Below are 24,552 nucleotides of genomic sequence, written 5' to 3'. Positions count from 1 at the left end.
ATGTATTATCCTTATTTAAGAGCAAGACAATTTGAATTAATTTCACTCAGAGAATTAGTAAATGAAGAAATTTTAAGTGACAAAATCATACCTGTTTTAGAGCCCGTCAAAGAAAGTTTTAATAATTTAAACTTAGCACATCGTGTTTTTCAAGACAAAAATTTCAGCCCATATTTAATAGTAAATCCATTTCAAGGAGAAATTCCCGGTGATACAAATGTCTTTTTAGACTACTTATCAAATTTAGATAATTGTCATTTTTTACATGCTTTTCATTATTCCGATAACACTGATTACATTTTAGGTAGCATAGAAGAATATAAACTCAACAATTGTTTATTAATTTGTTTAGAAAATTTTTCTGATGAAGAGTCTTTTAAAGAATTATGCCAAAATCCCTCCATTACACATATAATGTTACAAGACCCTAGTAAATATAGAGGATTAGATAGGTATATTAAAGGGCTAAATAAGTCATATATAAGATTGGATGATGTTTTTGAAAGACAACAAAGAAATGCAGATTTCCTTAACATACCTGCACATAAATTCACCGAAGAACATCTGTATTATGTTGAGGAAAATTATCAAGGTTTTTCAGATTTCACAGTTCTTACCAGTGAGTATATTGATGGAGGAAGTACACCAAGAGCTGTTGTCATACATTTTACGTATTTAAATCCTCATGAAGATAATCAAATATGGGTTAGACACTTTACTTCTGAAACAAATGATACGATAGCAAACGTACAAGGAAAATTTTATGAAGCTGCCCAAAAGATGATAGTTTTTTGTGATGAGAATAATATAGAAAATTCAGCAGTAAACGAAATGAGAGGATATTTAACTTTTGTGCATGAAGATGGAGCAATTGGTAGATATCCTGGTTTGGGAACTGTAAAAAAAATCTCAATAAAAAATCACTTAATCGTTGTTAGCAATTATTTAAATCAAATTTAATGTTAGTTTGCAAAGATTGCTTTTCTGATGTAGAATTAAAAGGATTTATTACATCATTAGCTAGTATTGGTGACTGTGGTTTCTGCAACAATAAAAACATTGAAATAATCAATCTAGAAGAGCTTTATGATTTTTTTAAGGAATTATTTGACAATTTCACACCAAAAGCTGATGGAGAGAGATTAATATCTAAAATTCAAGGTAATTGGAGCCTATTTAATAATATTGACACAGGAAATAGAATTATTAATTTCATTGTTAGGAAAATTGACACAAATATTAAAAGTTCTGAAGAGTTAATAGACTTCAATAATGAAATTCTTGAAAACGTAAATTTCTGGAATAAGCTTAAAGAACAATTAAAATGGGAAAGAAGATATTTAACTAATATAAATTTTCTTACAGAAGATTTAGGTTGGGACGGTTTCTTCGAAAGTAAAATTACAATTAGCGAATCTGATTTATTTTATAGGGCAAGATTACATCATAAATCAAATGAACCTACTTATCCCAATACACAAATGTTTGCCCCTCAAAAAGAAATAGCATCAGCAGGAAGAGCAAATCCATCAGGTATACCATTTCTTTACCTAAGCGACAATGAAGAAACTATACTACATGAGATACGTGCTACATATTTAGATGAAGTTTCAATAGCGACCTTTTCTTTAAACCCCACAGTTAGTGATGAAATTTATATATCTGATTTTACTGAATCTCCAACCTTATTTCACCCCAATGAAATAACAAAAAAAATAAAATCTACCCTATTAAAAAATCTAATTAGCTTAGATTTATCTAAGCCTATGAGAAGATATGATTCAGAATTAGATTACATTCCTACACAGTTTATTTGTGAGTTCATAAAAATATTTACGGGTGTTCAAGGTATAAAATTTCGAAGTTCGGTACATAATATTGGGAACAACTTAGTTTTATTTAAGCAAGACATCATGGAATGTGTTGATGTAAAAAAAATTAGAGTTTCACAATTAGACTTAATTTTCCGAAATATATAAATATATTCAGGAACAAAACATTATAAACATTCCTTAATTAAAATGATGAATATTTCAATCGATAGTAGTATTTTAAGGCGTGACCGAACACTCAGTAGCTCCGATATTCTTCTACTCGCGAAAATGAGTAAGCTTGGACTTTTAAAATTTCACATATCTTGGATTGTGTATAAAGAAATTACAACAACTAACTACCTTGAAAGCAAAGAAATAATTAATAAAGTCATTAAAGAGCTAAATAATATTAACAAAAAAGGAGTAGATGATATAGATTTTTTTAAATTCAAAAAAATAGCCCGAGAAATTGAAGCTATTGATATCGAAAAATCAACTCAAAAACATTGGAAAAATTTTATTAAAGATTCAAAAATAATACTTCATACAATAGATGAAAAGCATGGAGAAAATGTTATGAACTCTTACTTTGAGGGAACAGAGCCATTTCCAACACCTAAAAGTAGAAAGGATATTCCTGATGCATTTATTTATCAGGCTTTAAAAACAATGAGCAAAACGTTTGGTCAAATTCACTTTATTTGTGATGACAATAATTTAAGAGAATCATGTGACAATCTTCCAAATATAATAGGTATAAAAGAGTTTTCCGAATTATACGATTTACCTGAATTTAAATTAATAAATGATAAATATAAATCAATTGAGCATTATGCAGATGAATTACTAATAATTGAAGATAATATACAAGAAATTAAAGTTATTGCAAATGATGATATTTGGAATAACATATTAAACGATATTATAATATTCAGCACTAATATCCCTGATGATAATAACGAAGGAAGACTGGTTGGCATTGATGAAGTTTCAAACATTGAAATAGATAGCTCAAAAATTCAATATATTGATAACTACTTCTATATCCCAATTAAAGCCGAAGGTCTCTTCACAATTGAATATTTTATATATAAATCCGATTATTACATATTTGATGAAAGAAGAAATATTCAAATAACTGATTGGGATTGGAACGACCATTATTTTTTAGTCGAGGAAGACTTTGATGTTAAATTTTCATTTAAGTATAAAATAGCAAAAGATAAAGTAGATTTATTAGAGTTTGAAACAGAAAAAATAGATTTTGAAGAGGTAAATATTATCCCAAAAAAATAACAAATACAAAATAAATATTAATCAACAAATCCATCTATATCCATATTTTTTTAGTCATATTTGGAGCATATTCAATTTCACGGATAAATATTTCATGCATCAATTCATAAACTTGGTCTAAATCAGATTCTTTTAAAACCAAACAATCATGAAGCGTAAAAAGTGGAATTTTGCGTTTAAATTTATTATTAATCTCACGGGCAATAATATTCAACATAAAATGAGATTCTAATTGAAACAGCATAAAAGCAAGTTTTTTATGTCGTTTAGATTTCTTAAAATCTCTAAATTTCGTCTGTTTAAATTTTTTGATAACATCGTGTATACTTGGAAAATGACGGTAAAAAACCAATTGTTCCTGCTCATAATATTTAGCATTTGCAAAGAACATAGATAATAGCCTTCTTTTACTGTATGTTTTCAAATCATCCATATCTCCATCAAAAGGTCTTTGGAACATATTTTCAAATCCCACATCAAAATTATCAAGGTTCATAAAATCAATCATAAAGAACTCATAAAGTCGGTTATTCTGAATCAACTCTGCGAAATCCGTTATCTCCCTGCTAGAAGGCCTTACCAAAGATTCCACTAACATATAATGATGTAGAATGTCTTCACTGTACGGTAACTGTGCGCATAGTACGGCATCCTTAGCCGATATAGCTGTAGGTGTATATGCGGGAATAGAGAGTATATAAGACAAGAAGAATGGGATTGAGGACGACAAATCGACTTCCGCTAGCCTTTCACCGTCATATTTTAGATACTTTCTGCAAGTCTTAGGAAACTGTGTAATAGCGGTATGTAATCTGCCGTCCGTTTTAGGCTTGTGCCAGAAAGGAAAGTAACCATTCTTGAATTTCATGACTCTGACAGCATTTTTAAGATATTTTGCGTAGTTTCCTGTCTGTTTATACTTTTGATATAGCTCATTTAAAGCTGATTCTGCATCAAATTCAAAACGGCCAATATCAAAGTAGTTTATTGTGAAATTGAAGCGTTTTCGGACTATATTATCAATTTGAGGCTTGTCATATTTTCTAATATTATCAATAAGGTCTTCTTCAGTAATACAAACAAGTTTCAATTCACCATCGCCCCAATAGTATTCGGGTAAATTATAAGAAAAACATTTACTTTCTTCATAATTTTTTCTAAACAACATCCGACCCTCACCTCCAAAATCTTTATAAAGGTAATCTAAGTGTTTTTTTGAATCATTGTAAATAGATTGATTGATTTGTGAACATCGAGGTATAAAAAATTTTGTTGAAGACGACAAGTCATTCTTTTTTTGATTCTGATAACTTGATTCTTTAATAAGTTCAGAGATAAAATAATGACAATAATCACTGCTCAGTTTAAAATCAGGCGGAAATTTAGACAATCTTTGTTCCAGATTCAGGTTTTTGGGTATTAAGATATAATATTGGTTCATAATTAATGTTATAAAAAGGGCATAACAATGGCCGTACACAGCTTTTTTGCAATGCATTTAGATTTTATTATAAAAAATGTTTTAGTTGATTTTTGGGGTATTTATGAGGCCTTACATGTACGCACACAGAGTTGTATGGTGTAATTGTAAAAGATTCTGTTCTATATATTCGTACGTATAAGAATTGTACGGCATAATAATAAAGATGATTTTTATACGCTCAGCTATTCCCCTTTTAGCCTTGATAATACCTCATCTTTAGAATAATACTCTTTTACCAACCTTTGTAGAAGGCTTAAAAATCCTCTGTTTATTCCAGTTATGAAGTGTTTTTAGAGTCACATTTAAGATTTCAGCCGTTTCATCACGCGTATAAGTCAGTTTCTCATTCTTTGATGCTTGTTGTTCCTGCATTTGATTGACTACTTTGCGAACTACCTGCTCAAAATCCTGCATTAGTCCATCTTTTGTCATTTGGACTAATAATGTGTTATTACTATTGTTGTTGTTTTTACTGTTCATAATTATATTTTTTTATTGTTATCGGTTCAATTACGTGACATACAGGCATAAAAAAAGGAAACCCTTTACAAGATTTCCTGTTGATATTTAGACATAAAAAATAAGACCCAATCATTAGATTGAGTCTTGTATGTTTGTTAATTGATATTAAAAGCTATATTTTGATTAAATATAATTTCTCCTTTGAAAAAGAAACTGTACCTTTTATTTTAGTTCGGAGGACTTCCCGCAACCTTCAAAAACCATATAAACATCATCCTTCAAAAAAAGTTTATACAACTTAAGGATTAAATTCTATTTACGGTTTCTGGCGTAACTATTATTTCAATTCAAAGAATTGATTATTAATGTTTTACAAAATTCAAGATTGCATTTAATTAATCAAGACCTTGTAATAATTACTAAAATTAATATAAAATAGCGTCTACTCTTAACTATAAATTTTAATCACAAAAAAGTGACATAATACATTTATAATCTATCTAAATTTTATCAAAAATTAAGCCAAACAAAATCTAAAAACCTAATTTGTTAAAAATTTGGGCTGTAGATTTAGCCTTTTCAACATCTGTCTTATTAATGTATGTCAATAGCTGTTTTTCTGTTGTATGCCCTGTAAAGTTCAACAAATAAGCAGTAGGTATTTTTTCATAAAAATTTGAAGCAAAACTCTTCCTACCAATATGAGAGGTTACAAGCTCATACTTAGGATAAGAACCAAAAACCTTTCGTATTATCTTACTTTTGTCTTCTCTTTCAACTACCATAACCTTTCCATTATATACTATTTCATTGATACCAGAAATTTCACAAACTTGTTTGATGTAAAGATTTAGATTAACATCGGAAATTTTTCGGGGAAATTCTCCTCCCCTCTTAAATAAAATATCCTGAACTTTCTTCAACAATGGAATTTTCATTCTTGCGTTTGTTTTTTGCTGAGTAAATTCTAAGTATTTCTGTCCTTCGCTATCCTCTACAATCATTGATGAAGTAAATCTCAAATAATCGCTAACCCTTTGTGCAGTGTAACAGGCTATCAATAACCAGTCTTTTGCATTATCCAGATAATCAAAGGGCATTTCTTTTTCTTCGATTCTTTGAAGTTCATCAAACGTCAAATATATAGATTTAGGTATTGCTTTTGTAGCCTTCTCAATATCAAATTTCCACATTGCAGTATGTTTATGAACTTCAATATCAAAAGACTCAGCCACTTTACAAATCATTTTAAGGAATTTAAGATTCCTATAAGTAGTTGATATTTTATAGTTTTCCTTTTGACAATATTCCTCAAAATCGGCTTTAAAACTATTATCCAAATCTTTAAATCGCAGATTTTTAAAGTTTTTCTTTCTTATCTTCCTATCTTCGACATATCTATTCAAAAGTTGTTTTACAACATTTGTCTTCTTTATAGTTGATTTAGCAACATTCCTTTCCTTTAGTGAAATGTAATCGTCTATAAACAAAAGTACATTGTCAGAATACTCCTCTTTATCTGGCTTTGATTTAGTTGGCAGAATTACATATTCTAGCCAATCCTTTAGGTCAATATCTGGACTCTCTTCATAATACTTAGAGATAATCTCTGTTTCCAATTTAATTAAACGGATATTAATTGTATCGGAATCATTCTCTGTTATTTTCTTTGAAGTAAGTTTACACTTACCATCTTTCCAATCTTTCGGTTTACATTTCAGATAAGGCACTGGGGCTTTTATATCAATACCCTTATCTCTAAATCTTACCCAAATTGTAGATTCTTTGTCTGCTACTTTTCCGCGAATAAAAAAACTTACTGATGCCATTTCGTGATTTCAAAATTGTTCCCAAAATTGTTCCCGAAAATCAGAAGATGCCCATCTGCTCTCTGCCTCCAGTCGAAAACCAATAGTAGAATAAGCATGTAGAAAGCTTACATATTGCTTGTTTGGACGAGGGTTCGAATCCCTCCAACTCCACTTTTAATAAAAAAAGGTCCTTTTTCAAGGTCCTTTTTTTATTTTATTATACCATATAGATATACAACTCAATTTTCAAAATTTCATCATCCAGTTATTGAGGTCTTCATTCGAAGGAATATCCAGTTTTTTCCTTAATCTGTTTTTTTTGGTTTCAATTCCCCGAATAGTCAGGTGATTATAATGAGCAATTTCTTTCGTAGAAAAATTGAGACGGAGCAATGCATATTTTTCGACATTGCGCAAACTATCATCAAGTTTTTTATATTTATTTCTGTAAAACAAGCAATTCTTATAATCTTTTCTTTTTCATAAACAAGAGCCAGGTTATCATAAACCTCCTTCAATTGATAAGGTCTTGCACTCAATTTTATAATAGATAAGGCTCGTTTTAAATAATAGTATATAAATTTTATGATAGATAATACCGGTTTTGGAATGACTGAAATAATTTCTACTTAATAAAATGATGATAAATAAAGAAAATAGGAGCTTAAAAAATAGATGGTATTATTTTAATCAACAACACTTCAATTTCGTTTCAACAGACATCCTAACATAACCATCTGAAAACTAAAAGACTAAAGCCAAACAATCTAAAATGAAAGCTTCTGGTCCACAAAAAAGACTAAAAAAATGTTTTATCGTAAAGAATTTTATATATTTGCACCATCTAACAATTAAAAAAATAATTTACTATGTCAGACATTGCATCAAGAGTAAAAGCTATCATCGCTGATAAGCTTGACGTTGAAGAAACAGAAGTAACTCCTGAAGCTAGCTTCACTAACGATTTAGGAGCTGATTCACTAGATACAGTTGAACTTATCATGGAATTTGAAAAAGAATTTAACATTCAGATCCCTGATGACCAAGCTGAAAAAATTACTACTGTAGGACACGCTATCGCTTACATCGAAGAAGTAGTAAATAAATAATATTCTTCAACAAAAAAGAAATTAAACAAAGTTTATGGAATTAAAAAGAGTAGTTGTAACCGGATTCGGAGCAATAACACCAATAGGAAATAATGCAAAAGAATACTGGGAAAATCTTGTAAAAGGTGAGAGCGGTGCCGCTCCGATTACTCTTTTTGATGCCACAAACTTTAAAACAAAGTTCGCTTGCGAGGTAAAAAATTTCGATCCGTTACAGCATTTCGATAAGAAAGAGTCTAAAAAAATGGACCGAAATACTCAGCTGGGACTTGTTGCAGCAAGAGAAGCAGTAGCACATTCCAGAATTATTGAAAACAATGTGGACAAAAACAGAGTTGGAGTAATCTGGGGTTCCGGAATCGGAGGTTTAGAGACTTTTGAAACTGAAGTGCTAGGATGGGCCAATACGGAAATTCCGAGATTCAACCCTTTCTTTATCCCGAAAATGATCGCGGATATCACTCCTGGGCATATCTCTATTGAGTACGGTTTCCACGGGCCAAACTATACTACTGTATCTGCGTGTGCTTCTTCAGCAAACGCTATTATTGATTCCAAAATGCTGATCCAGCTAGGAAAAGCAGACGTGATTGTGTGCGGAGGCTCTGAAGCAGCCGTTACAGCAAGTGGTGTCGGTGGATTCAATGCAATGATGGCACTTTCTACAAGAAATGACGATCCTAAAACAGCTTCAAGACCTTTTGACAAAGACAGAGATGGATTTGTGCTGGGAGAAGGAGCAGGATGTATAATTCTTGAAGAATATGAGCACGCTGTAAAACGTGGTGCTACAATTTATGCAGAATTATTAGGAGGAGGTTTAAGTGCTGATGCACATCACATGACCGCTCCACACCCTGAAGGCCTTGGTGCTTATCTGGTAATGAAGAGTTGCCTGGAAGATGCAGGTTTAACTGCTGATGAAGTAGATCATATCAATATGCATGGTACTTCTACTCCATTAGGAGACATCGCAGAATCCAATGCAATCTCAAGATTATTAGGCGAGCACGCTTATGACATTCAGATTAATTCTACAAAATCAATGACAGGCCACCTTTTAGGAGCTGCCGGTGTTATTGAAGCTATTGCTGCATTGGGAACTATTATTCATGGTACTGTTCCTCCTACCATCAACCATTTTACTGATGATGAAAATATTGACAGCAGACTAAACTTTACGTTTAATACAGCTGTGAAGAAAGATGTAAAAGTAGCCATGAGCAATACTTTTGGATTTGGCGGGCATAATGCTTGCGTTCTATTTAAGAAAATCTAAATTCAATGAATGGAGTTACAGAAATACTTTTCTAAATTCCTTCTCAAAAAAAGAAAAAGACAACTAACGGAGAGAGAGTATTTTCTTAGTACCGAACTTAAAAAAGTATTGGGTACAGAGGTACAAAATATTGCTCTTTACCGCGAAGCTTTTTCTTTGAAAAATTCTTCTAAAAATCAAGACAGCAACTACGAAAGACTTGAATTTTTGGGAGATTCTGTTTTGGGTACAATTATTTCTTGTCATTTGTTCCAGACCTACCCTCAGGCCAATGAGGGATATCTGACACAAATGAAATCTAAGATTGTTAATAGGAAAAATCTCAATAAATTAGGAGAAGACCTCAAGCTTACAAGCCTTTTGCAAAAGCAAGACAGTTCTTCAGCTTTGGGTGAGAATATCTCCGGAAATTTATTTGAAGCTTTAATCGGTGCCGTATATTTAGACTTCCATTATGATACCTGTAAAAGGATTATTTTGGAAAAATTGCTGACCCCTTCCGAAATCAATAAGCTTGAAAACAAAATTGTAAGCTATAAAGGTCTCCTGTTAGAATGGAGCCAGAAGAAGAAGGTCAATATAAAGTACGAAACCTGCGAGGAAATACAAGTTAATAAATCTGTCATATTCAGGTGCCATGTATGGCTGGGAGACGAAAAAATTGCAAACGCAACAGAGACTTCCAAGAAGAAAGCAGAGGAAAAGGCAGCACAGAGGGCATTTTATATTTTAAATAAAAAAGAAAATATACTTGGAAATCCAAAAACTTTATGATCTTGATGATATAGAATTTGAAGATATTGCCATAGGATTGGTAAGATTAGCCAAAGATATACCTGCTCATGAGTTTTTCTATAAAATAAATCAAACCAACGACCTCAGTTTTTCAAGAAAGAAAGATCTTGTCTTTCATGGGGGGTATTATGATTATTTTTTTCCAAGATATGAGGCCTACCACAAGTTTTCAAAGACCTGTTTTACCTTCATTTCTAATAAATCTTCTGAAAGTAAGCAAAAAAAAATTCAGACAGAACTCTTTACAGAAGAAGAAAACATTAAATTTTTATTAAATAATCAGGTAGATGTGGAATATATTCTGCATAGTTCGGAACAGTTTCCTGATTTTTCCGTAATTTTGCTCCCTGAAAATCTTGTGTTTCCAATTCAAGATTATACACTGAGTTCTGAAGAGGAACTTTATCAAATTATCCAGTATTATGAATAAGTATTTAAAGAAGACAAAAATTATCGCAACACTAGGGCCTGCTTCATCGTCGAAGGAGGTAATGTTAGATTTAATGAAAGCGGGTGTTGATATTTTCAGAATAAATTTTTCCCATGCAGATTACGACTTAGTTCGAAAAAATATTGAAATAATTAGAGAGCTCAACAGCGAGTATGGTTATTCAGTAGGAATCCTGGGAGATCTTCAGGGACCTAAGCTGAGAGTGGGAGTCGTAAAGGAAGGGTCTTACCTGAATCCAGGTGATATTCTTACTTTCACCAATGAAAAGATGGAGGGAGATTCCACAAAGGTGTACATGACTTATCAACAGTTTCCACAAGATGTAAAAGTAGGAGAAAGAATCCTTATTGATGATGGGAAACTAATGTTGGAGGTTATCGAAACCAATGAAAAAGATACTGTAAAAGCGAAAACCATTCAAGGAGGTCCGTTAAGTTCTAAAAAAGGGGTTAACCTTCCTAATACGAATGTTTCTCTTCCTGCTTTGACAGAAAAGGATGTTCAGGATGCTAATTTCATGCTTGACATGGAGGTAGACTGGATTGCCCTTTCTTTCGTACGTCACGCACAGGACATCATTGACCTAAAAGAATTAATTGCAAGTCATCCAAACGGTAAATTCAAGACTCCGATTATTGCGAAGATTGAAAAACCTGAAGGTGTTAAAAATATCGAGGAAATCCTTCTTGAATGTGACGGATTAATGGTTGCTCGTGGAGACCTTGGAGTGGAAGTTCCAATGGAAGAAGTTCCTGCTATCCAGAAAAATCTTGTAGAAAAAGCAAGATTCTATTCTAAGCCGGTAATCATCGCTACTCAGATGATGGAAACGATGATCAACAGCTTAACACCAACAAGAGCGGAAGTAAATGACGTTGCTAACTCTGTATTGGACGGAGCTGATGCGGTAATGCTTTCCGGAGAAACTTCTGTAGGTAGATATCCGGTACAGGTTGTGGAAAACATGGCTAAAATTGTAAAGAATATCGAAACCACTCATTTTTATCAACACAAAAATGAGCCAATCGAGAAAGATTACAACTGTATTGATGAGAGATTCATTACTAACAGGGTTTGTCTTGCGGCAGTAAGAATTGCTAAAACAACCAACGTTTCTGCTATTGTAACACTTACTCATTCTGGGTATACGGCCTTCCAGCTTGCAGCACACAGACCAAACTCTCATATCATCGTATATAGTGGTAACAGAAGAGTGATTGCTATGCTGAATCTTCTTTGGGGTGTTCATGCATACTATTATGATATGAAGAAATCTACTGATGAAACAATCATCCAGGTAAATATGCTGACACATAACTACGGTTATATTGAATCAGGAGATTTCGTAATCAACATCAATGCAACTCCATCTTACGAAGGTGGAAAAACGAATACGTTGAGACTGACTACAGTATAAGCAATAAGCAATAAGCAATAAGCAATAAGCAATAAGCAATAAGCAATAAGCAAAGTTACTTTTTGTCAAAACATATAAAAAAACTCCCGGAAATCAATTTCCGGGAGTTTTTATTTTTATAAATGGGGAATGTTGTCATTCAGAACAAAACGGGGTGAAGTGAAGAATATCTGAGATTCCTCGGCTCCTCGGAATGACATCCATACCTATTTAATTACCTACAATGGTCTTAGCCGTTACAAATTCTTTTAAAGCCAATAAAGACAGTTCTGTCCCATATCCTGATGCCTTTGACCCTCCGAAAGGAAAACGTGGATCAGAACTCGTCATACGGTTAATATTAACGGTTCCTGACTCAAGGTTTTCAATGAAGAACAACTGACGGTCTTTGTTTTTTGTCCATACCGAATTGGAAAGCCCGAAAGGAATATCATTAGCCATCTGTAAAGCTTCTTCATCATTCTTCGCAATCATAATCATACCAAGAGGCCCGAAAAGTTCTTCCTTTAAAATCGGATTTCCTTCCTGAACCCTGATTAAACCTGGTTTAAATTCATTTTCAGAAACTCTTTCCAGAGGAATGATGATTTCCGCACCGTTTTCCAACGCTCTGTTGAACTGAGCTTCCAATTCATCAGCAAGATCCGGTCTTGCCATACCAGCCAGTTTGGTTTCTTTATCTAAAGGATCTCCAATCTCATATTTTTTATATTCTTCAATGAATATAGGTAAAAACTTATCTTCGATTTTTTCATCAATGATAAATCTTTTGGCTGCTGTACAGGTTTGTCCGCAGTTTTGAAGTCTGGATTTCGCTCCGGCTTTTGCTGCCTCCTCAAGGTTTGCATCTTCGAAAATGATAAAAGCATCGCTTCCACCTAATTCAAGCAAAGATTTTTTGATATTTAAACCAGCAATTGAAGCTACTTCACCTCCAGCTTTTCCGCTCCCTGTAAGACTTACTCCTCTTACAGCATCATGCTCAAGGATTTCTTTTACAGCCTTATGCCCTACTTCAAGATTCTGAAAAACATCTTCCGGAAAACCTGCTTCCAAAAGAACTTCTTCAATGGCATTTCCACTTCCGAAACAAATTGAAGCATGCTTCAAAACAATTGTATTACCTGCTAAAATAGCAGGAGTAGCAAATCTCAGTACCTGCCAAAAAGGAAAATTCCAAGGCATTACGCCTAAGATTACTCCTTTCGGAGCATAGTGAACTTCAGAATAAGCAAATTCTGATTCTACTTTTTCGGGTTGTAAAATATTCTCAGCGGCTGCATAATAATTCATCATTAAAGCACACTTTTCCACTTCAGCAATAGATTCTGAAATGGGTTTATTCATCTCTGTTGTAATTATTTTTCCAAATTTCTCCGAATTATTCTTTAAAATTTCCGCTGCTTTTGCAATTAACTTCTGCCTTTCCTCAAACGGCACTTTTCTCCACACTGAAAACGCTTTATCTGCTTTAATAAGCTTGCTTTCAATTAATTGTTCCATAATATAAATTTCTGTTTTAAATTCAACTAATGAATTTATGAGCGCTTTTATTTTAAAAGCACGGTGAAATCAGCAAATTCCATTCCTTAAGGGTTAATAAAATAATGATTTTCTCTATCGGAAGAATATAAATTTCTCTTACATCATTAGCCATTCATTCACAAGACATGCTGCCAGTCTTGCGGTTCTGTCCTGGATATCGAAAGAAGGGTTAACTTCCGCTACATCCAATGCCACCAATTTTTTATTTTTTAAGATATGCCTGTAAAAATGCATAAACGCAGCATCTGCAAAGATACCATTATAAGCTGCAGCTGAAACTCCTGGAGCGATTGATGCATTAAAAACATCCATGCAAATGGTAAGATAGGCATAATCTACATTGTCCAGCAGTTCATCAATACGCTGATAGATGGAAGTAAGATTTTCAAAAAATAGCTCATCTGCCAGGATATATTTCATCCCATACTGATGGGCTGTATCGAAAAGCTTCAACGTATTGGAGTTTCTCTGAATTCCGATATGCAAAGAATTAATAGGACCTTCCTGAGCAATCTGCCAGAATCCTGTTCCTGAACTTGGACCTACTCCTTTTTCCGGCTGTCGGTTATCAAAATGGGCATCAATATTAATAATCCCTATTTTCTGTTCCGGAAAGGCTGTTTTAACGCCTAAATAATGAGCATAGGTAACTTCATGCCCACCGCCTAAAACAAGGGATTTTCCTCCTTTTAAAAGGACTTTTGAGACATTTTTGGCAAGGTTATTCTGAGTATTTTCCAGATTACCGTCTTCACAGGTAACATTCCCAAAATCCAGCATTGAAAAATCCGGAAGAATCACTGGGAAATTAGACATGTTTTTCCTGATCACATTCGGGGCATCTTTTGCTCCCTGACGACCTTTATTTCTTCTTACTCCTTCATCTACAGCAAAACCATGCAAAGCAAAATCTCCTGTAGAAATAATGTCGTAATTATGTTCTTCTTTTACTCTTTGAAATAATCTGTGATAGAGAAGTTCTTCTCCGTCCAATCTGCCTTGCCAAATCATAATCTAAATTATTCTCTAAACCTACCTCTGATAGTAGGTATAAATGTTCTGAAAAATAAAACTATAAACAGTAATAAAGCACCACCAAATTTAAATTGCATGCTTCTATTTTCTTTACTAAAATAAAAAGTCACAATACCTAAAGCAACAATAGCTATTAAGTAAAAGGTAGAGTAAAGATATCCTCCTCTATTTTCATGTTTAAACTCTCCTCCGTTTGCAGCAAACATTTCATCCAGCATATTATTGGCTGTTGTGGCATCCACTTTTCTAATATCTGAAGTCAAATTCTTCATAATAAAATCTTTCTTCGTACCTGTTTTTACAGCATTTAATGCATATTCAACATTTTTTTCAGGAACACCAAGAGAGACATATTTTTCTTTAACCTCTTCTAATTTAATTTTCATGGTTGTATCTTTTACTACTTTTTATTTCCATTAATATAGACACACTCCGCATTCAAGCTTCCTTGATTATAAAGTACGTTCTGGAAATTATTGGTTTTGAATGTGACAAAATCAGCTTTTTTTCCGGCTTCCAATTGCCCTCTGTCTTCAAGATTCAATGCATAAGCAGCACGGAAAGTCATCCCTGCCAATACTTCGGCGGTAGTAAGCTTCTGGAAAGTGGCTAAAATAGATGCCTGGGTAATTAAATTCCCCATGGGCGCAGAACCTGGATTCCAGTCACTTGCGATGGCTACAATAGCTCCTGCATCTAATAATTTTCTTGCCGGAGTAAACTTCTCACCCAATCCTAAACTTGCCCCCGGAAGAGCTGTTGCCACTGTATCAGACTCTGCCAGAAATTGAATATCTTCATCTATTGTTGCTTCCAGATGGTCTGCAGATTTCGCTCCCACTTCTACCGCAATTCTTGAGCTTCCTGGGGTAAACTGATCTGCATGAACCGTAATTTCAAAGCCCAATCCTTTTGCTCTAAGTAAGAATTCTTTACTTTCTTCAGGCTGAAATGCGGACTTTTCAATAAAAATGTCTACTCTATTCGCCAATCCTTCTTCTTTTACTTTTGGTAAAATTTCTGTGATGATATATTCAAGATACTCAGGGTTGCTTCCTTCAAAATCTCTTGGTTTTAAATGGGCGGAAAGACAAGTAGGAACTAAAGTTGCTTTAGTTTCATTTTGTGCTTTTTTAATAATTCTAAGCATTTTCAGCTCATTTTCCACATCCAGGCCGTAACCGCTCTTCACTTCAATAGTTGTAATTCCCAGATCAACCAAAAAGTTGATTCTTTCTACCAGAGTTTTCAATAATTCTTCTTCTGAAGCATTTCTTGTATGCTGTACGGAACTCCAGATTCCACCGCCGCTTTCTGCAATTTCCAGATAGGTTTTCCCCGCATTACGCATGGCAAAATCATTGGCACGGTTTCCTCCGAAGCAGATATGGGTATGTGAATCTATAAAAGCAGGAAGAACAATCTGTTCTCCTTCAATCTGTTCAATTTCTATGCTGGGATTTTCTGTTCTTAATGTTTCAAAATGTCCAACTTTCTGAATGGTATTCTGATCTACTACAATTCCTCCGTCTACAATAATTTCCAGTTGTTCATCGGAAAGTTTTCCTCTTAATGGTAAGTTAGCAAGCGTTACCACTTGCTTAAATGGTCCTATTAATTTCATTTATTTAAAGTTAGTCGTAATATTTAGATTCATGCTGATTGATTCTTCTTTCAACACTTGTTTTCTAAACATTCAAAATTTTATTAATTTTTATTAATAATTTCTCCTCTCAAAAATACTTAAAATATCCCAATTATTTAAATCTTAGCTGTTCTCATTTTCAACCTTGCCTTAAACCTCTGTATCAATCTTAACGTTTTCTCAATCTGCCCTTCAACCTTACTCGAAATTTGCTATCTTTGAAGTAAATGAAATGAATTAATGCCAGATTTTTTACATCCAGATAAGGAAAACTACTCACGAGAGGAGCTGATGCAGGAAGAACAGATCCGTCCCCAGAGCTTTAAAGATTTTGCGGGACAGAGAAAGACGCTGGAGAACCTTGAGGTTTTTGTTACCGCTGCTAAAAGACGTGGCGGAGCGCTAGATCATGTTTTATTACATGGTCCTCCGGGATTGGGTAAAACAACGTTAGCCAATATTATCGCGAATGAGCTTGGAGTAAACTGTAAGATTACTTCAGGTCCTGTACTGGACAAACCTGGAAGTTTAGCTGGTTTATTGACTAATCTGGAAGAAAATGACGTTCTTTTCATTGATGAAATTCACCGTCTTTCTCCTGTAGTAGAGGAATATCTGTATTCAGCGATGGAAGATTATAAGATTGATATTATGCTGGAGACAGGTCCCAATGCCAGAAGTGTACAAATTGGACTGAATCCTTTTACATTGGTAGGTGCTACTACAAGAAGTGGTATGCTTACAAAGCCAATGCTTGCACGATTTGGGATTCAAAGCAGGCTGGAATACTACTCTATTGAGCTTTTGTCAACAATTATTCAGAGAAGTGCAAGGGTTTTAGGAGTGGTTATTTATGAAGATGCTGCCATTGAAATTGCAAGAAGAAGCCGTGGAACGCCTAGGATTGCGAATGCATTATTAAGAAGAGTACGTGATTTCGCGGAGATCAAAGGGAATGGTGAAATTGAGATCAATATTACCAAATACGCATTAAATTCTCTGAATGTAGATGAATTCGGGCTGGATGAAATGGACAATAAGATCATGCGTGTCATGATTGAAAATTTTAAAGGAAAGCCGGTAGGTATTTCTGCTTTGGCAACTTCCATTGCCGAAAATCCGGAAACTCTGGAAGAAGTTTATGAACCCTTTTTGATCCAGGAAGGATTTATTATCAGAACTCCGAGAGGAAGAGAAGTTACCGACAAGGCTTACAAACATTTAAATATTACAAGACCTAAAAATCCGGGAGAGCTATTTTAATTCAAAGTTTTGAATTCTAGGTTTAAGGTTAATAAGAATTTATTTTAGTTTATATGTTTATACCGAAATTATACAGAAGTGAAGATTTTGATGTGATGAGAAATATCATCAAGGAAAATTCTTTTGCATTACTGATCTCTTCTGTTGATAAGATAAGAGCCACTCATTCTATGATGATGCTCAATGAAGATGATCCTGAAAATATTTATGTTGAAACTCATATTTCAAGGGCCAATCCGCAGGCTAAAACCTTAAAAAACGGTGATGAAGTTCTTTGTGATTTTTTAGGTGCTCATACTTATATATCCAGCAGCTGGTATGATCATATTAATGTTTCCACCTGGAATTATGAAGCGGTACAAATCCATGGAAAAGTTGAATTAATGAACCACGATGAACTGTATGCCCATTTGGATAAATTAACATCCAAATACGAAATTTTCCAGCAATGTCCAATGATGGTGAAAGATATGGGAAGAGAATTTGTGGAAAAGGAAATGAAGGGAGCTTTTGGGATTAAAATAATTCCAACCGAAATATTTATCAAACAAAAACTTTCTCAGAACAGAAAAGAGAATGATTTTAACAATATCATTACTCAACTTGAGCAATCTGATGATAACGCAAGAAAAATTGCTGAGAAAATGAAAGCAATAAAAAAATAATCAAAATATACATATGAAGTTATATCCAATACAATGTGGAAAATTTAAACTGGACGGCGGTGCTATGTTCGGAGTCGTCCCAAAGAGTTTGTGGGAAAAAACGAATCCTGCAGACGAAAAAAACCTAATCGAGCTGGGAACCCGTTCCCTGCTTATTGAAGACGGAAAAAAACTAATCCTGGTAGACTGCGGTCTTGGTAACAAACAGGATGATAAATTTTTCGGACATTATTCTCTTTGGGGAGATGATTCTCTTGATAAAAATCTTAAAAAATATGGCTTTATAAAGGAGGATATTACGGATGTATTCCTTACTCACCTTCATTTCGATCACTGTGGTGGTGCTATCGAATGGAATGACGACAGAACCGGATACAGACCAGCCTTCAAAAATGCCAACTTCTGGACGAATGAAAACCACTGGCAATGGGCAACAGAGCCTAATGCAAGAGAAAAAGCAAGCTTCCTGAAGGAAAATATTATGCCGATGCAGGAAAGTGGTCAGCTTAACTATCTACCTCTTCCTACTACCGGAAATTATGGCTTTGCTCCGGATCTGAAGATGGATGTCATCTTTGTAGACGGTCATACGGAAAAACAAATGCTTCCGGTAATTCAATACCAGGAAAAAACTGTTGTTTTTGCTGCAGACCTTATTCCTACGGCAGGACATATCAACCCGGTATATGTGATGGGATATGATACCAGACCTCTTTTAACAATGGAAGAGAAAGCAAAGTTCCTGAAGCAGTGTGTAGATAATGAATATTTACTGTTCTTTGAACATGATGCTCACAATGAACTTGCAAGTCTTAAAATGACCGAAAAAGGAGTGAGACTTGATGAAACGTTTAGCTTTAATGATATTTTTGGATATTAATTTTTAATCATGGAAGAATTACATTCAGAAACACAACAGGCGGAACCGGAACCAGCACCCAAGATCATAGGTTTAACAGGCGGAATAGGTTCAGGAAAAACCACAGTAGCCCATTTTATAGAGGAATTTGGTTTCCCGGTTTATTATTCCGATGACAGAGCTAAAGCAATCGTTAATGAAAGCGAGGATCTGAAAATAAAAATCAAAGAACTTCTGGGCGAAGATTCTTATGATGAAAATGGATTGTATGACAGAAAATTTGTTGCCGATAAGGTTTTCAGTAATAGAGATCTGCTTCAGCATTTAAACGAAATCATACATCCTGCAGTAAAGATTGATTTTGAAAACTGGGTAAAGAAACAAAGCAAGTATTTGGTCTTCAAAGAAACTGCTCTTTTGTTTGAATTAAAGCTTAACAGACAATGTTATAAATCTCTTTTGGTAACTGCTGAGGATAATATCAGAATTAAAAGAGTAATGGACAGGGATAATAAAACCTATCGTGAGGTAGAGGCTGTCATGGAAAAACAGATGCCTGAAAGGGATAAAATTAAAATGGCAGATTGTATCGTCTATAACAACACCAATCTGGAAGAATTAAAAGAACAGACTGAAAAAGTAATTTTCAGTATTGAATAAATAAGAACTCGTTGGAAACTTTTCTAACGAGTTTTTTTCTGTTAAAAAATAACTTCTGAGGAATAATTCCTTGATATCATAGTATAAAAAATAAGCCTCCACTGCTGGAGGCTTATTCTATTTGAAATTTAAACTTATCTATTCTTTGATAAATTTCTTCTGAACAGTGTTACCGTTATCTTCGATATCGATTACATAAACACCGTTAATCAATTTGCTTACATTGATCTGGTTGTTCAGTAAGATACCATTGGCGATTACCTGTCCTGCTGCATTGTAGATCGTATATTTAGCTCTCTTGCTGATATTCTTCACAAACAATACGGAACTTACAGGGTTTGGATAAATCATGATACTTGTCTGATCAATTGGATTAGACGCAATTGGTTTTGAGATTCTCACTGTATAATCCTCTACTTCTCCGTTCTTAAAGTCTGTACAGTTTACAGGGATACCATCTCTTGACATCGCTACTCTCATCACAACATACTTGTAATCTGTCATACTTACGAATGCATCGGCGGGTACATTGAACTTCCCGGATACAGGGCTGTTTGAATTCGGTGAAGAAGTAAATACTCTTTCGTTAATATCAAACTCCCCGTTTCTGTTGAAGTCAATCCATACAGCAATTCCTTCGTTGTAAGTAGTTCCTGTCCATTTTTTCTCAATGATGATCTCATTATCTGTAGATCCCTGAATCATTTCGATGAATGTTTTAGGAACTCCTGTGTAATCAGTATACGTAGATGCTCCTGATTCGTTCTCCATCGTTTTCTTACCAGTTGGCTTCACTGTTACTTTAGAAATATGCTCTCCTACTGAACTTCCTGCCTTCATCTTACAGTAGATCACTGTAGGAGTCGTGAAGTAGTATGGAGGAGTATAGTTTCCTGGGGTACCGTTACAGATATTTACTACCTGCATCTCGTATTTCGTTAATTCGGTAAGACCTGTCAATACTAAGTTATTTACTATTGATGGTACTTCTGTCCAACTTGGAATTCCTACTTTTCTATATCTAAGAACATAAGTTGCTCCTGGGAAAGGATCCCATGTAATCTCTGCCGATGTAGGCAATAATTGAGTAATGGTTAATCCCGGAGGAGGAATCTGGCATATTCTTTCTGTGGTAAATACTTTAGGATTAGAATATGGATTCAATGTGGTTTCTCCATTACACTGGTTAGCAATCTGTACTTCATACGTAGTGTATGGTTCCAGTGGAGTTGCACTTCCTAATACATAAGTGTTAGCAGGAGCTGCCGGTAAACTTATAATATTCCATGTTGTAGTTCCTACTTTTCTCCATCTCATCGTATACGTAGAACTTGCTGCTAGCGGAGCCCATGTAATCAATGCTGTTGTTGGAGTAATGTTACTTACTGTTACGTTTGGAGGTGTAGGATCACATCTTGTCGTAAAGGTCTTGATCGGAGTTGCTGTTCCTACAATATCTCCACAAATAGCAGCTACATCTACTTCATAAGTTGTAGCAGGGGTCAATCCGGTAATCACTAATGGAAGGTTACCCAATTGTGTTGAAGCATATACTGATGTCCAGGTTGTTGTTCCCTGAACTCTGTATCTTACCACATAACTTACTCCTGCACCTGTGATGGTAACAGTAGCTGATGTATGCGTAGTTGTAAATGTAGGTGCATTTGGTGTTGCATTGCTGCAAGGTCTTATTCTTACTCTATAATCTTCTACTTCTCCATCTACTGCATTCTGACACATTACCGGAGCACTTGTACGTTTAAGCACAACTCTCAGGGTAGTAGTCAATGGTCCTGTATAAGCCGTTGACGGAACTGCAAAAGTAGCAGTAACAGGAGTCGTTGTATTGGCAGGAGAAATTAAGATTCTCTCGGCATCAGTAAACTGTCCGTTTCTGTCAAAGTCAAGCCATGCAGTTACAGCATCATTTCCGGTTGCTCCGGTCCAGCCTTTTGCTACAGAGATTTTATTATTTTGAGAATTGACGTCTAAAGTAATAAGGGTCTCAGGAGTCGTATAGCTGGTATAGTTAGTCTGTACTGAAGTGTTATTCATTGGTGGAACTCCAAGGTTCGAAGAGGTAACCGTTACATTCGAAATATGGTCATTGGTTCCGGAACCAGTCATCTGACAATAAGCCAATGGTGGTGTTGTAAATGCTACTGACGATGAATAAGCTCCTGTAGTTCCTCCACATGTTGTAGAAACCTGAACTTCATAATTCGTCTGTTCTGTAAGACCAGTAATTCCGTAGAAGTTCTGACCTGCAGGAACGGTAGCAGTCTGCCATGCTCCACTTGGTGCTACTCTCCATCTTACCGTATAAGTAGCTCCCACAGTAGAAATCCATGATACAGTCGCATTGGTGGCAGAAATATTATTTACTGTAATACCCGTTGGAGGAGCAGTTGTACAAGGTTGAGAATCTACAAATCTTACCGGATAATCTTCTACTTCTCCCTGAGTAAATGTTCCACAAGGATTGTTCGTACTACTTGTACTCATTACAACACGCATACGGGTTGGCTGAGTTCCTGTATATACATTTCCACTGGCAATTGTAGGTACAGGGAAAGTAGCGGTTACAGGAGTAGTTGTGCTGGCTGTAGTATTCAGAACCCTCTCACTAGTTTCAAATGTTCCATTTCTGTTAAAATCGATCCAAGCTGAAATTCCATAAGAACTGCTGGAACCTGGCCAGTATTTGTTCACAGAAATTTTATTCGTATTTCCTGAACCTCTTTCCAGGATGATCATTTTCGTAGCATCTGTTGTATAATCCTTGTAACCATCCGATCCCGAATTATTAAACATAATAGGAGCATTTGTCGGAGTAACCGTTACATTATTAATATATCCGCTTGTTCCTGTATTACCCGTAGGGTTAGCTGTACAATAAGTAAGAGCCGGAGTTGTAAAGTTCACACTTGGTGAGAAGGCACCTGTAGTACCTCCACAAATAGTAGCTACCTGAACTTCGTATGCAGTCTGATCTACTAAATTACTTAATAACTGGCTGCTTGTAAGCGGAGTTGTAATATTAATTGTGGTCCATGTAGCATCAGTTACTTTTTTATATCTCAATGTATACGTTGCCCCTATTGCAGGGATCCATGATACAAGAGCTGTACTTGCTGTAAGGTTTGAAACCGCTATATTACTTGGCGGTGCAGCCGAACATGGTTGTAAAGCAATTACGTTTAATGTAAAATCTACGAAATTACCGTAAGGAGCCGGCCCGCAAGAAGTTGGGTTTCCAGACCATGATGTTCCCATTCTTACTCTGTAATTACCCGGCGCCTGTCCTGCTGTAATCGGAATAGTACCTGTAGCAGTTCCTGCATATGTAGTAGTGGCAAGAATAGTTTCGCCAGGTCCGTTGAAGTTCATATCATTATTCCAGTCAACCCAGATATAATAATAATAAGTGCTGCTTCCGGAAGCAGCCAGATTCACTGTTACAGAGGTACTCGGGATTGCTGAAAGGACTGTAGCAGAATTATTGACATAGGCCGTATAACTGTTTGCTGTATAATTCAAGTTGGCAATACCACCTGTAGTTGTAATATTATTCAGATAATATGAAGTACTAGAAGTTCCTCCTGTAGGTATACAATATCCTGTATAGAAAGAAAGAGGTCCTTTCCATGCACTTTGATCTGTTGCACTACATCTTGCTCTTACCCACGCATAATATGTCGTGTTTGGAGTGAGTGGAGAAAGTGTTGCTGTAGTTCCGGATGGAACGTTTTGTGACGGTACCGTTGCCCCTGTTGGAGCTGTGTTGCTTGTACTGTAATAAATGTCATATCCTCCTGCTGGTACATATCCAAAAGCCGTCCAGTTCAATACTGCACTTGTAGGTGTTACCGTACCAATAGATAATGATCCGGTTGCAGGCATAGGCGGACATGTTGGAGGTGTAGTAATTGTTACAGGTCCAGACCATGTACTCTGGTCTGTAGCACTACATTTTGCTCTTACCCATGCATAGTACGTTGTGTTAGGCACTAATGGAGAAAGAGTTGCTGTGGTTCCGGCAGGAACGTTTTGTGATGGTACCGTTGCTGCTGTAGGAGCAGTGTTTGTGGTACTGTAGTAGATATCATATCCTCCTGCAGGTACAGATGAATATGCTGTCCAGTTCAATACTGCACTTGTAGGTGTTATTGTTCCTGTAGATAAAGTTCCGCCCGGAGGCATTGGTAAGCATGTAGGCGGTGTACCAAAAGTTAATCGAACATTAGGTCTGTTCGCGCTTACTGTTCCATTCCCTGCAGGTGCTGTAGTATCAGCTTCGAAATACATATGGCTTGCAGTTGCAGTACTATACTTAAAGCCTGCTCCAGCAGTTCCGGAGCCTCCTCCGGATCCTCCATAATTGGTTTCTACTAAAACCATTAGGTTATCCGTTCCATTGTAATTGTATGGAAGCTGTAATTGAAGCGTATTCCACCCAACCGCAAGGCTGGTTACGTTTGCACTATATACTAAGGTAGCTCCAGTAGTTACCGTATTCCAGTTTTGAGCTGTGATAGCTGTAGTAGTGGATGGTACGGATTTTAAATAAACTTTTACCGGGAAGGTAATGTTCATGGTTGTGGTAGCCTCCCATCCTACGGATAAGATACTTCCTCCACCAGGAGTGTTTATTTCTGCAGCAGTATATAGCGATGCAGATCTCTGATACCCATAGTAGGGCGTCAAAGGATATCGCTGCGTACTGGTTCCTGTTCCAATGGTTACGACCTGGGCATGTAATGAGAGCCCAAAGATCAAACCGAGAAACAGAATTAAAGAGGTAAAGAGTTTCTTCATAATGTTTTGGTTAGATATATATGTTAATCTTTACAAAATTAATCATATTTTTATCAATAACCAATTAGATTCAGTAAATCATTAACATATACTAATAAAAGAATAACTCTAATTATTCTTTCATACTTTAAAACAGTGATTTAAT

At 35.2% G+C, this 24,552-nt stretch carries 20 protein-coding genes; 12 read left to right on the top strand and 8 right to left on the bottom strand.

Features of this window, described 5'->3' with window-relative positions:
- From CQ046_RS05260 to CQ046_RS05250, 3 genes are all read left to right on the top strand, one after another.
- Positions 1-960, top strand: coding sequence for a sce7725 family protein (locus tag CQ046_RS05260; RefSeq protein WP_105701255.1), 960 nt, complete (start codon positions 1-3; stop codon positions 958-960).
- Positions 960-1,979: an RES domain-containing protein gene (locus CQ046_RS05255; RefSeq protein ID WP_105701254.1), complete on the top strand. Its 1,020-nt coding sequence runs from the start codon at positions 960-962 to the stop codon at positions 1,977-1,979. Before CQ046_RS05260 ends, CQ046_RS05255 begins: the two co-directional genes overlap by 1 nt.
- Before the next feature lie 123 nt (positions 1,980-2,102).
- On the top strand, positions 2,103-3,110 hold the full coding sequence (locus CQ046_RS05250) for a hypothetical protein (protein WP_123906572.1): 1,008 nt from the start codon (positions 2,103-2,105) through the stop codon (positions 3,108-3,110).
- 34 nt (positions 3,111-3,144) lie between these two features.
- On the opposite strand, the gene CQ046_RS05245 is transcribed toward CQ046_RS05250, so the two are convergent.
- The 3 genes from CQ046_RS05245 to CQ046_RS05235 all read right to left on the bottom strand — a co-directional run bounded on the left by CQ046_RS05245 (position 3,145) and on the right by CQ046_RS05235 (position 6,884).
- Positions 3,145-4,551 carry a hypothetical protein gene (locus tag CQ046_RS05245; RefSeq protein WP_123906571.1) on the bottom strand — a complete coding sequence of 469 codons (1,407 nt, stop codon included), beginning with the start codon at positions 4,549-4,551 and terminating at the stop codon, positions 3,145-3,147.
- A gap of 258 nt (positions 4,552-4,809) precedes the next feature.
- Positions 4,810-5,073, bottom strand: coding sequence for a helix-turn-helix domain-containing protein (locus CQ046_RS05240; RefSeq protein WP_105701251.1), 264 nt, complete (start codon positions 5,071-5,073; stop codon positions 4,810-4,812).
- A 515-nt stretch (positions 5,074-5,588) separates the two neighbouring features.
- On the bottom strand, positions 5,589-6,884 hold the full coding sequence (locus CQ046_RS05235; RefSeq protein ID WP_105701250.1) for a phage integrase SAM-like domain-containing protein: 1,296 nt from the start codon (positions 6,882-6,884) through the stop codon (positions 5,589-5,591).
- A gap of 851 nt (positions 6,885-7,735) precedes the next feature.
- Between CQ046_RS05235 and CQ046_RS05225 the strand changes: the two genes are divergently transcribed.
- From CQ046_RS05225 to pyk, 5 genes are read left to right on the top strand one after another with little or no spacing between them, the layout of a single operon-like run.
- Positions 7,736-7,975 (top strand): acyl carrier protein, encoded by a 240-nt coding sequence (locus tag CQ046_RS05225; protein WP_002976354.1) that lies wholly within the window; start codon positions 7,736-7,738, stop codon positions 7,973-7,975.
- Between the two features lie 34 nt (positions 7,976-8,009).
- On the top strand, positions 8,010-9,254 hold the full coding sequence (gene fabF, locus CQ046_RS05220; protein ID WP_105701248.1) for a beta-ketoacyl-ACP synthase II: 1,245 nt from the start codon (positions 8,010-8,012) through the stop codon (positions 9,252-9,254).
- Positions 9,255-9,263: 9 nt separating this feature from the next.
- Positions 9,264-10,028, top strand: a complete 765-nt coding sequence (gene rnc / locus CQ046_RS05215) for a ribonuclease III (RefSeq protein ID WP_105701247.1) — start codon at positions 9,264-9,266, stop codon at positions 10,026-10,028.
- Complete coding sequence (locus CQ046_RS05210) at positions 10,006-10,479, top strand: IPExxxVDY family protein (RefSeq protein ID WP_105701246.1); 474 nt, start codon at positions 10,006-10,008, stop codon at positions 10,477-10,479. Before rnc ends, CQ046_RS05210 begins: the two co-directional genes overlap by 23 nt.
- Positions 10,472-11,917, top strand: a complete 1,446-nt coding sequence (pyk, locus tag CQ046_RS05205) for a pyruvate kinase (protein ID WP_105701245.1) — start codon at positions 10,472-10,474, stop codon at positions 11,915-11,917. Before CQ046_RS05210 ends, pyk begins: the two co-directional genes overlap by 8 nt.
- Before the next feature lie 210 nt (positions 11,918-12,127).
- Here the strand turns inward: pyk and CQ046_RS05200 are convergent, their stop codons facing one another.
- The 4 genes from CQ046_RS05200 to hutI all read right to left on the bottom strand — a co-directional run bounded on the left by CQ046_RS05200 (position 12,128) and on the right by hutI (position 16,121).
- Positions 12,128-13,420, bottom strand: coding sequence for an aldehyde dehydrogenase family protein (locus CQ046_RS05200; protein WP_105701244.1), 1,293 nt, complete (start codon positions 13,418-13,420; stop codon positions 12,128-12,130).
- A gap of 138 nt (positions 13,421-13,558) precedes the next feature.
- The gene (hutG, locus tag CQ046_RS05195) at positions 13,559-14,473 is read right to left on the bottom strand and encodes a formimidoylglutamase (protein ID WP_105701243.1); all 915 of its coding nucleotides are present in this window, start codon (positions 14,471-14,473) and stop codon (positions 13,559-13,561) included.
- Between the two features lie 8 nt (positions 14,474-14,481).
- The gene (locus tag CQ046_RS05190) at positions 14,482-14,883 is read right to left on the bottom strand and encodes a hypothetical protein (protein WP_105701242.1); all 402 of its coding nucleotides are present in this window, start codon (positions 14,881-14,883) and stop codon (positions 14,482-14,484) included.
- Between the two features lie 14 nt (positions 14,884-14,897).
- Positions 14,898-16,121, bottom strand: coding sequence for an imidazolonepropionase (gene hutI, locus CQ046_RS05185; RefSeq protein ID WP_105701241.1), 1,224 nt, complete (start codon positions 16,119-16,121; stop codon positions 14,898-14,900).
- A 261-nt stretch (positions 16,122-16,382) separates the two neighbouring features.
- On the opposite strand from hutI, the gene ruvB reads away from it, so the two are divergent.
- From ruvB to coaE, 4 genes are read left to right on the top strand one after another with little or no spacing between them, the layout of a single operon-like run.
- On the top strand, positions 16,383-17,405 hold the full coding sequence (ruvB, locus tag CQ046_RS05180) for a Holliday junction branch migration DNA helicase RuvB (protein ID WP_047425136.1): 1,023 nt from the start codon (positions 16,383-16,385) through the stop codon (positions 17,403-17,405).
- A gap of 53 nt (positions 17,406-17,458) precedes the next feature.
- The gene (locus tag CQ046_RS05175; protein WP_105701240.1) at positions 17,459-18,070 is read left to right on the top strand and encodes an FMN-binding negative transcriptional regulator; all 612 of its coding nucleotides are present in this window, start codon (positions 17,459-17,461) and stop codon (positions 18,068-18,070) included.
- A 13-nt stretch (positions 18,071-18,083) separates the two neighbouring features.
- Positions 18,084-18,950, top strand: a complete 867-nt coding sequence (locus CQ046_RS05170; RefSeq protein ID WP_105701239.1) for an MBL fold metallo-hydrolase — start codon at positions 18,084-18,086, stop codon at positions 18,948-18,950.
- Between the two features lie 9 nt (positions 18,951-18,959).
- Positions 18,960-19,589, top strand: a complete 630-nt coding sequence (gene coaE, locus CQ046_RS05165) for a dephospho-CoA kinase (protein WP_105701238.1) — start codon at positions 18,960-18,962, stop codon at positions 19,587-19,589.
- Between the two features lie 138 nt (positions 19,590-19,727).
- On the opposite strand, the gene CQ046_RS05160 is transcribed toward coaE, so the two are convergent.
- Positions 19,728-24,407, bottom strand: a complete 4,680-nt coding sequence (locus tag CQ046_RS05160) for a GEVED domain-containing protein (protein ID WP_105701237.1) — start codon at positions 24,405-24,407, stop codon at positions 19,728-19,730.
- Positions 24,408-24,552: the final 145 nt, after the last annotated feature.

Source organism: Chryseobacterium sp. MYb7 (assembly GCF_002979455.1).
GTDB lineage: Bacteria > Bacteroidota > Bacteroidia > Flavobacteriales > Weeksellaceae > Chryseobacterium.
Note: the sequence above shows the minus strand (reverse complement) of the source record. Positions and strands in the feature narration are given on the sequence as shown.

Excerpts from the sequence above, each read along its gene's own strand:
- CQ046_RS05260 (WP_105701255.1), top strand. The coding sequence starts at position 1 with ATGTATTATCCTTATTTAAGAGCAAGACAATTTGAATTAATTTCACTC.
- CQ046_RS05255 (WP_105701254.1), top strand. The coding sequence starts at position 960 with ATGTTAGTTTGCAAAGATTGCTTTTCTGATGTAGAATTAAAAGGATTT.
- CQ046_RS05250 (WP_123906572.1), top strand. The coding sequence starts at position 2,103 with ATGAGTAAGCTTGGACTTTTAAAATTTCACATATCTTGGATTGTGTAT.
- CQ046_RS05245 (WP_123906571.1), bottom strand. The coding sequence starts at position 4,551 with ATGAACCAATATTATATCTTAATACCCAAAAACCTGAATCTGGAACAA.
- CQ046_RS05240 (WP_105701251.1), bottom strand. The coding sequence starts at position 5,073 with ATGAACAGTAAAAACAACAACAATAGTAATAACACATTATTAGTCCAA.
- CQ046_RS05235 (WP_105701250.1), bottom strand. The coding sequence starts at position 6,884 with ATGGCATCAGTAAGTTTTTTTATTCGCGGAAAAGTAGCAGACAAAGAA.
- CQ046_RS05225 (WP_002976354.1), top strand. The coding sequence starts at position 7,736 with ATGTCAGACATTGCATCAAGAGTAAAAGCTATCATCGCTGATAAGCTT.
- fabF (WP_105701248.1), top strand. The coding sequence starts at position 8,010 with ATGGAATTAAAAAGAGTAGTTGTAACCGGATTCGGAGCAATAACACCA.
- rnc (WP_105701247.1), top strand. The coding sequence starts at position 9,264 with ATGGAGTTACAGAAATACTTTTCTAAATTCCTTCTCAAAAAAAGAAAA.
- pyk (WP_105701245.1), top strand. The coding sequence starts at position 10,472 with ATGAATAAGTATTTAAAGAAGACAAAAATTATCGCAACACTAGGGCCT.
- CQ046_RS05200 (WP_105701244.1), bottom strand. The coding sequence starts at position 13,420 with ATGGAACAATTAATTGAAAGCAAGCTTATTAAAGCAGATAAAGCGTTT.
- hutG (WP_105701243.1), bottom strand. The coding sequence starts at position 14,473 with ATGATTTGGCAAGGCAGATTGGACGGAGAAGAACTTCTCTATCACAGA.
- CQ046_RS05190 (WP_105701242.1), bottom strand. The coding sequence starts at position 14,883 with ATGAAAATTAAATTAGAAGAGGTTAAAGAAAAATATGTCTCTCTTGGT.
- hutI (WP_105701241.1), bottom strand. The coding sequence starts at position 16,121 with ATGAAATTAATAGGACCATTTAAGCAAGTGGTAACGCTTGCTAACTTA.
- ruvB (WP_047425136.1), top strand. The coding sequence starts at position 16,383 with ATGCCAGATTTTTTACATCCAGATAAGGAAAACTACTCACGAGAGGAG.
- CQ046_RS05175 (WP_105701240.1), top strand. The coding sequence starts at position 17,459 with ATGTTTATACCGAAATTATACAGAAGTGAAGATTTTGATGTGATGAGA.
- CQ046_RS05170 (WP_105701239.1), top strand. The coding sequence starts at position 18,084 with ATGAAGTTATATCCAATACAATGTGGAAAATTTAAACTGGACGGCGGT.
- coaE (WP_105701238.1), top strand. The coding sequence starts at position 18,960 with ATGGAAGAATTACATTCAGAAACACAACAGGCGGAACCGGAACCAGCA.
- CQ046_RS05160 (WP_105701237.1), bottom strand. The coding sequence starts at position 24,407 with ATGAAGAAACTCTTTACCTCTTTAATTCTGTTTCTCGGTTTGATCTTT.